The organism is Adhaeribacter sp. (assembly GCF_057359045.1).
This window is the reverse complement of the sequence record NZ_JBMQUD010000079.1, coordinates 1-6304: the sequence shown is the minus strand read 5'-3', so window position 1 is coordinate 6304 and position 6304 is coordinate 1. Positions and strand designations below refer to the sequence as shown.

The window sequence follows — 6304 nt, the reverse complement described above, 5'->3', positions numbered from 1 at the left end:
TATGGTCCGGCAGGTTTGCCACTACAGCACTTATGCCTTTGCATTTATCCGGCATGGTTAAAGCCAGTTTATAGGCCATGTGGCCGCCTCCCGATAAGCCAATGGCATAAAAATGCTTACCGTTTACCCCGTAGTTTTTATAAAAGTACTGCAGCATAGCTTCGAAACAGGCCTGTTCATTAATATTTTCGAGGTTAGTGCCGCTGGTAGCCGATTTACAGCGCTCATTCCAGTAACGCATAGAGCCAGACCAACAAGATAGTATACTATTTTCACGGCTGGTTTAAGCAACTGGCGTTTACTAAAGTAACAAACAGATTATCCGGGATAAGAATGTACTTTAATTATAAAGCCTAAATACTTTCAGAATTGATTAAACCGTATGCAGAGCCCGTTCGTTGCCATATGGTGTTTACACCAAACAGAGAGTAGCAATCCAGAAAAAGCGTAGCCAAAGCCCCCACAAGGATTTGGGTGAATTTGGGTTAATAAATGTAATTAAATCTTTAATTTACTTTTACATTTTTAAAGGTACCCGATACCACTATATCCACCTTTTTTCTATCCGGAAAACTTAAATCGGCGGTGTACGGATCACCCGCTTGTTTTATCACCAGGGTATATTGGCCGCTTATTAACTGGTGCTTGGCGTCATAAGCTTTTATTTCGTAGAAACCTTCCAGGCTATTCCATTTGCTATCGAAAATAGACCCGCCACTGGGCTTGGAATAATGTACATAATAGACTGACGCTTGGCCATTAGCCGGTTCGGGTAAAGATTTTAAAGCGTATTTTCCCAGGTACCCGGGCTTCAGGTTAGCTACCGGAATTTTGAAACTAATATGATCGTCGCTGGTAATTGTCTGGCCGCCTGGGTTTTGATTACCAGTATAGAAGTAAAATTCTGTTTCCGATTTTAAAGCTTCGGCTTTTAAATCTGCAGACGTATGGGTTTTGGCATTGGGGGTAGCGTTTTCGTAGGTAAATAAATGGTTTAGGGTTAATTCTGCGGCCGGAGCGACAATGGCTTCGGTATTATTCTTGTCTTTACAAGCCGATACCACCAAGATTAAGCCAAATAAAAAGATAGAGAGTAGATTTTCTAATTTCATATAAACAAGTGTAAAAGGTTTTAACTTATTACGACCAAGACCCTGGCAGCCCTCAGGTTCCTTTAAAAGTTGTACCATTTACCTTATGCAAACTATATACCAGAATTATATATAGTTTAAAATTATTTATGGTGGTACTTAATGCCCTTATTCTAACTAAGTATGCTGGCAACACTAACTCCCTGGGCACAGCACTGGCGTGGCGCTTTACTACCAAAAGCAGAAAGCCCGGGTTCTGCTTTCCAGCGCTGAATCATCAATCTACAGGAAAAATAATAGCCGTTAACTGTGGTTCCGATGCAAAGCAGTTAAAGGAAGAAATTATTTATCTACCCACCGGTATTTCCATACTCCTCCGCACAGTTTCTTTGTGCATCGCGCCCCATTCACTTAACGACTGCAGCACACCATTTAAGGTTTCGGCATATTCGGTTAGTTCATACTCTACCACTACGGGTGTGCCGGTAAACACCTTCCGGCGAACAAACCCGTTTAATTCAAGTTCTTTTAACTCGTTAGAAAGTACTTTGGCAGATATTCCGGTTACCAATCGCTGCAGCTCATTAAACCGACGGTTGCCATCCGTCAGGGCAGTAATAATAGTTAATTTCCATTTGCCACCAATTACAAAGAGTGCATCCGCAATAGAATTCAGGGTGGCCTTGCACTGGGCTTCCGTAGGACGCTCAGCAGCCATTTTGAGTTTAGCCATAAGAAAGAATTAATGAATAACTAACTTAAAGGTAACTACTTACCTTTTGTATACTACTAACTTTCGGAGAGTAAATATAAGTAAGTTTGTGCTGTAAATAAACAATATTTAAAAAGTAGAAATTATGGCAACAACAAAATGGATTTTAGACCCCACCCACAGTGAGTTGGGATTCAAAATTAAACACCTGATGATTACCAACGTTTCCGGATCATTCAAAAACTTTCAGGTAGAAGTAGAAACGGAAGAAGAAGATTTTAGCACCGCCAAAGTTAAAGCAACGGCCCAAATGGCTTCTATTTTTACCAACAACGAACAACGTGATGCGCACCTCCGAAATTCTGACTTTTTTGAAGTTGAGAAATACCCGGAGCTGACATTCCAATCGGCTAAAGCCGAAAAAGTAGATGACGATACCCTGGTGTTACACGGTGAACTGACCTTAAAAGGCATAACCAAACCGGTTAAACTGAACGTGGAATACAGTGGCGTTACCAAAGATCCCTGGGGTGGTGAAAGAGCTGGTTTTGTTATAACAGGCAAAATTAACCGCAGCGAATGGGGCGTTAGCTTTAACGGTGCATTAGAAACCGGTGGTTTAATGCTGGGCGAAGAAGTAAAAATTAACAGTGAAATACAACTTGTAAAACAAGCGGTGTCGGTGGAAGCTTAAGAGTAACTGTTATTTGTATTATTCAAAATTTAAAAATTGCATTATGGCTATCAAAAGAAAATTGGTAAAAACAGAAACCCCGGCAAATGAACGGGGTTTTCTGGGACCTGACCATACGGCCCGGTCGGTGGTGAGGGGCAACTTCTCCCAGACTGATCCCTTTATTATACTCATGGATGATATGCTCGACAAACGGGATGATTCAACCGTGGGTGGAGCGCATCCGCATGCCGGCTTTGAAACCGTAACGTTATTGTTGGAAGGAGAAATAGGTGATGCTGCCCACCAAATGAAACGCGGCGACTTTCAGCTAATGACGGCCGGTAGTGGCATTGTGCATACCGAAACCATAGATAAAGCCGCCAAGATGCGGCTGCTGCAAATGTGGCTTAATCTGCCGCAGAAAGACCGGTGGGCAACGCCTAGGGTACAGGACTTGCCCCTGGCGCATGCGGCTTCGGTAAACAAAGATGGCGCACAAATAACGTTATACAGCGGCTCACTGGCCGGTTTAACGTCGCCGGTGCAAAACTACACCCCTCTGATAGTAGCTGCTATTCGCCTGGAAGCCGGTGTAACTACCATTCAGGAAATTCCGGCCAACTTCAATACATTTTTGTATGTAATTGCGGGGAGTGTAAAAGTAGGCGAAGCAGAAAAGCAACTGCACCAGGACCAGGTAGGTTGGCTGGACCTTTACGGTGCTGAAACCCAAGGTGAATTAAGTGAATTGCAGCTTACCGCCGGCGAACGGGGTGTTTATTTAGTGCTGTATGCCGCCCAGCCGCACGGTGAAAATATTGTTTCGCACGGCCCTTTTATTGGTGATACCCCTGAAGATATTAAGCGGTTATACCAGGAATACCGGCAGGGAAAGCTGCAACACATAGCTACTGTATCGGCAGAACAGCGCATATTGCTATAATCAACGGATAATCTAAGCATTCCGCCCCAGGGCAGCAATATTATTGTAAGCGCACGGGACACAGCAAGAAGTTTTATTTTCAGATTATAAGGCGGTTAAGTTATGCAAGTTGAATTTTTAGGCGAAAAAATAATTCCAGTTAATGAAACCGAAACCATTCTAAAAGCATCCCTGCAGGCTGATATTCCTCATTTTCATGCCTGTAATGGCAACGCCCAATGTTCAACTTGCAGGGTGTTGGTGGTGGAAGGCACCGAATATTTAAGTCCGCCCAATGGTAAAGAACAGCAACTGAAAGAAAAAATGCACTTTCCGCCCAATGTGCGCTTAGCTTGCCAAACGTTTGTAACCGGCGAGGCCGTTAAACTCCGAAGAATTATTCAGGACGAAACCGATATAGACCTGTACATTGGAGAAGAGGCCGGCCTGTGTACGCAAAAGCTGGGCGAAGAAACCGAACTGGCTTTGTTCTTTTTAGACATCCGAAATTTCACGCCGTTTGTAGAAACCCATCTGGCCTTCGATGTTATTCACATTATCCGGAAGCTTTTTTCGGTGCTTCAAAAAATTATCGAGCAGAACGGCGGTAGAATTGTGGAAACCAGCGGCGATGGCCTGTATGCTGTTTTTGGGTTTGAAGAGACGGATAATTCAAAAATAGCACAATGTGCTATTGAAGCCGGTAACGCTATTTTAACCAACCTGGAAAATTTAAACCAAACTTATTTCTTAACGCATTTCGAACAAAATATGCAGGTAGGCATTGGCATTCATATTGGCAAGGTAGTAAGCGGCGCCGTAATGGTAGGCAACCAAAGCCGCCCCATTATAATGGGGCTCCCGGTAAATATTGCCTCCAGAATTCAGGCGGCCACCAAAGAGCTCAATAACAATTTTATTGTTTCGGCAGATGTCTACAACCTTGTACCAAATACTCCGGCCAAAGACCAAAAAACTATTTTTGTAAAAGGCGTATCCACGCCACTTACGGTATACTTACTGGGCAATCCTTACGGGCCAGCAAATGAATAATGCAACAGAAGAGCTAGCCTACTTCTTATTCTGCTAATCGGAGGTTGACATTCTTAAAAGTGTATAGAATGCTACGCTTAAATATAAACTAAATACTGGTACTTGTTTTACACGCTTTATACCTGTACTATTCCTGTTCTGAACCTGCAAGGCAAAAATCAGGGTTAAACATCAAGTGAAAGCCCCCTAGATTCTTACTTCTATTGAACTAATTTTGCTTTACTTTGTATTTTAATAAATCGGTATAGTTTTATACCTTATCCGAAGACCATTACTTTTTCTTTAAATGATTGACATTCACGACGATTTATATAAAGACATGGAAGCGGTAAGGCAAATTCCTGTAGTGCCTACCATGCTGGAGGTTATTTGCCAAACAACCGGAATGGGATTTGCGGCCATTGCGCGGGTTACCCAGGATAGATGGCTGGCCTGCTCCGTGCGCGACGAAGTAGCTTTTGGGCTGGAAGCGGGCGGTGAATTAAAAATTGAAACTACTATTTGTAATGAGATCCGGGATCATCGCCGGCCGGTTATTATTGATAATGTAGCGGCCGACCCGCATTATTGCCTGCATCATACCCCTAAGTTGTACGGGCTGCAAAGTTATATTTCGGTGCCCATTATTCTAAAAAATGGGGAGTTCTTTGGTACTTTGTGTGCCATAGATTCTAAACCGGCCCAGATAAACAACCCTATAGTTATTGGCACTTTTACCATGTTTGCCGAACTGCTGGCCTTTCATTTACAAAGCCTTGATTTATTGGAACGCAGCCAGCAGGCCCAAACCGATTTACAGCAGGAAAACCGAATCTTGACCGAGGTAAATACCGAACTGGATGATTTTGTCTTTTCGGCCTCCCACGACCTTAAATCGCCTTTATACAATATAGAGAGCCTTTTAGAAATACTGACCGAGGCCATTGCCCAGGACCCGATAGAAAGAGAAGAGGTGAACGGGCTAATTCAGATGTTGCAAACCAATCTGAAAAGCTTTGGCCGGACCATTGAAGACCTGACCACTTTTGTAGAAATCAATTTACAGCAAACCGACGAAAAACCCGAAGAGGTAAATATTTTTGAAGTAGTAGAACATGTAAAACAGGATTTAAATAAGTTAATAGAAGATTCTCAGGCTAGAATAAAAGTAGTAGGCCAGGATAAACTAACTTTAAATTTTTCGAAAAAGAATTTTAGGAGTACCCTTTACAACCTGTTAAGCAATGCCATTAAATACCGTTCTCCGGAAAGAACGCCGGAGGTGCTGGTAAAAATGGAAAAAGTAGACGGTAAAATAAACCTTTCGGTTTCGGACAATGGCGTGGGCATTCCAACGGATAAACAAGATATGCTTTTTACCATGTTTAAACGCTTCCATAGCCATGTAGAAGGCAGTGGCCTGGGTTTATATATTGTTAAGCGGTTAGTAGATAACCATAAAGGGCAAATTCAGGTAGATAGCACCTTAAACCGGGGCACTACCTTTACCATTACCTTTTAGAAATTTTATAATCGGGTCGTTACAGAACCCCTCTCACCCAAATTCACACCCTAAAGCAATCAAAATTAACCAGCAAAATTAAATTTCTGGTTGTGCTAGTTTTAGCTGCTATAGTACGTAAAGGTAACGCAGTACTCTATCCCCAGAATCGGCCTGTTGGCGGCTATTATTTTTGTCTTTTAAAAAATTGCCACGATTCGGTAAATCCATTTACATCTTCGGGAAAAGCATGCTCTCCGCCATTTACTTTTAGCAAGACTATTTCCGGCTTTTTACCTTGTTTATAGGTATACTGGGTAATGGTTTGTTTGTTATTTGGGTTGGAGTCCGGCAACTGTTCTACTTTTGG

Annotated in this window: 6 protein-coding genes and 2 pseudogenes; 4 read left to right on the top strand and 4 right to left on the bottom strand. The window is 42.5% G+C overall.

The window, feature by feature from the left end; genetic code table 11:
* From ACO1R6_RS12655 to ACO1R6_RS12645, 3 genes and pseudogenes are all read right to left on the bottom strand, one after another.
* Window positions 1-241, bottom strand: a pseudogene (locus ACO1R6_RS12655) (poly(3-hydroxybutyrate) depolymerase); the annotation flags it as partial.
* A 265-nt stretch (window positions 242-506) separates the two neighbouring features.
* Window positions 507-1112 carry a hypothetical protein gene (locus tag ACO1R6_RS12650; RefSeq protein WP_486265227.1) on the bottom strand — a complete coding sequence of 202 codons (606 nt, stop codon included), beginning with the start codon at window positions 1110-1112 and terminating at the stop codon, window positions 507-509.
* A 325-nt stretch (window positions 1113-1437) separates the two neighbouring features.
* Entirely contained in the window at window positions 1438-1824 is a 387-nt protein-coding gene (locus ACO1R6_RS12645; RefSeq protein ID WP_486265226.1) for a winged helix-turn-helix transcriptional regulator, read from the bottom strand.
* A 124-nt stretch (window positions 1825-1948) separates the two neighbouring features.
* Here ACO1R6_RS12645 and ACO1R6_RS12640 point away from each other — a divergent pair, with 124 nt between their 5' ends.
* The 4 genes from ACO1R6_RS12640 to ACO1R6_RS12625 all read left to right on the top strand — a co-directional run bounded on the left by ACO1R6_RS12640 (window position 1949) and on the right by ACO1R6_RS12625 (window position 5955).
* Window positions 1949-2497, top strand: coding sequence for a YceI family protein (locus ACO1R6_RS12640; RefSeq protein WP_486265225.1), 549 nt, complete (start codon window positions 1949-1951; stop codon window positions 2495-2497).
* 43 nt (window positions 2498-2540) lie between these two features.
* On the top strand, window positions 2541-3422 hold the full coding sequence (locus tag ACO1R6_RS12635; protein ID WP_486265224.1) for a pirin family protein: 882 nt from the start codon (window positions 2541-2543) through the stop codon (window positions 3420-3422).
* 102 nt (window positions 3423-3524) lie between these two features.
* Entirely contained in the window at window positions 3525-4454 is a 930-nt protein-coding gene (locus ACO1R6_RS12630; protein ID WP_486265223.1) for an adenylate/guanylate cyclase domain-containing protein, read from the top strand.
* Window positions 4455-4740: 286 nt separating this feature from the next.
* On the top strand, window positions 4741-5955 hold the full coding sequence (locus ACO1R6_RS12625) for a sensor histidine kinase (protein ID WP_486265222.1): 1215 nt from the start codon (window positions 4741-4743) through the stop codon (window positions 5953-5955).
* A gap of 166 nt (window positions 5956-6121) precedes the next feature.
* Here the strand turns inward: ACO1R6_RS12625 and ACO1R6_RS12620 are convergent.
* Window positions 6122-6304, bottom strand: a pseudogene (locus tag ACO1R6_RS12620) (poly(3-hydroxybutyrate) depolymerase); the annotation flags it as partial.

Excerpts from the sequence above, each read along its gene's own strand:
- ACO1R6_RS12650 (WP_486265227.1), bottom strand. The coding sequence starts at position 1,112 with ATGAAATTAGAAAATCTACTCTCTATCTTTTTATTTGGCTTAATCTTG.
- ACO1R6_RS12645 (WP_486265226.1), bottom strand. The coding sequence starts at position 1,824 with ATGGCTAAACTCAAAATGGCTGCTGAGCGTCCTACGGAAGCCCAGTGC.
- ACO1R6_RS12640 (WP_486265225.1), top strand. The coding sequence starts at position 1,949 with ATGGCAACAACAAAATGGATTTTAGACCCCACCCACAGTGAGTTGGGA.
- ACO1R6_RS12635 (WP_486265224.1), top strand. The coding sequence starts at position 2,541 with ATGGCTATCAAAAGAAAATTGGTAAAAACAGAAACCCCGGCAAATGAA.
- ACO1R6_RS12630 (WP_486265223.1), top strand. The coding sequence starts at position 3,525 with ATGCAAGTTGAATTTTTAGGCGAAAAAATAATTCCAGTTAATGAAACC.
- ACO1R6_RS12625 (WP_486265222.1), top strand. The coding sequence starts at position 4,741 with ATGATTGACATTCACGACGATTTATATAAAGACATGGAAGCGGTAAGG.